This is a genomic window from Lysinibacillus sp. CTST325 (assembly GCF_054665055.1).
Map to the genome: position 1 here is coordinate 1 of NZ_BAAFHO010000044.1, position 857 is coordinate 857.

8 tRNA genes are annotated in these 857 nt (G+C 53.2%); all 8 read left to right on the forward strand.

Features of this window, described 5'->3' with window-relative positions:
• Nucleotides 1-32 precede the first annotated feature (32 nt).
• The 8 genes from ACYQ73_RS28115 (at nucleotide 33) to ACYQ73_RS28150 (ending at nucleotide 805) form a co-directional block, all read left to right on the forward strand.
• Nucleotides 33-121 (forward strand) — tRNA-Leu (locus tag ACYQ73_RS28115).
• A gap of 19 nt (nucleotides 122-140) precedes the next feature.
• Nucleotides 141-217 (forward strand) — tRNA-Arg (locus ACYQ73_RS28120).
• A gap of 13 nt (nucleotides 218-230) precedes the next feature.
• Nucleotides 231-307 (forward strand) — tRNA-Pro (locus ACYQ73_RS28125).
• 6 nt (nucleotides 308-313) lie between these two features.
• A tRNA-Ala gene (locus ACYQ73_RS28130) sits at nucleotides 314-389 on the forward strand.
• A gap of 26 nt (nucleotides 390-415) precedes the next feature.
• A tRNA-Met gene (locus ACYQ73_RS28135) sits at nucleotides 416-489 on the forward strand.
• 7 nt (nucleotides 490-496) lie between these two features.
• A tRNA-Ile gene (locus ACYQ73_RS28140) sits at nucleotides 497-573 on the forward strand.
• A 15-nt stretch (nucleotides 574-588) separates the two neighbouring features.
• Nucleotides 589-681, forward strand: a tRNA-Ser gene (locus ACYQ73_RS28145).
• Between the two features lie 49 nt (nucleotides 682-730).
• A tRNA-Met gene (locus ACYQ73_RS28150) sits at nucleotides 731-805 on the forward strand.
• The last annotated feature ends 52 nt before the right edge of the window (nucleotides 806-857 follow it).

Here is an 857-nt window from a genome sequence, read left to right on the forward strand (position 1 = left end):
CGAGTTCGAACCTCGTCTTCCGCTCCAAATGTGCCGGGGTGGCGGAACTGGCAGACGCACAGGACTTAAAATCCTGCGGTAGGTGACTACCGTGCCGGTTCGATTCCGGCCCTCGGCACCATTTTTTACTTTAATTATTAGCGCCCGTAGCTCAATTGGATAGAGCGTCTGACTACGGATCAGAAGGTTATGGGTTCGACTCCTGTCGGGCGCGCCAAATTAATATTTATCGGAATGTAGCTCAGCTTGGTAGAGCACTTGGTTTGGGACCAAGGGGTCGTAGGTTCGAATCCTGTCATTCCGACCATTTTATGGGGCCTTAGCTCAGCTGGGAGAGCGCCTGCCTTGCACGCAGGAGGTCAGCGGTTCGATCCCGCTAGGCTCCACCATAAAAGATAACCAGTATAAAGATCCTGGCGGCGTAGCTCAGCTGGCTAGAGCGTACGGTTCATACCCGTAAGGTCGGGGGTTCGATCCCCTCTGCCGCCATCTTAAAGGACCTTTAGCTCAGTTGGTTAGAGCAGACGGCTCATAACCGTCCGGTCGCAGGTTCGAGTCCTGCAAGGTCCACCATTTATATAATATTACGGAGGTATACCCAAGTCTGGCTGAAGGGATCGGTCTTGAAAACCGACAGGCGGGTAACACCGCGCGGGGGTTCGAATCCCTCTACCTCCTCCAGTTTATATTTAAATGGCGCTTGAAAAACTCGAAAAGAATATATTATTAACGCGGGGTGGAGCAGTGGTAGCTCGTCGGGCTCATAACCCGAAGGTCGTTGGTTCAAATCCGGCCCCCGCAACCAAAATGGTCCCGTGGTGTAGCGGTTAACATGCCTGCCTGTCACGCAGGAGATC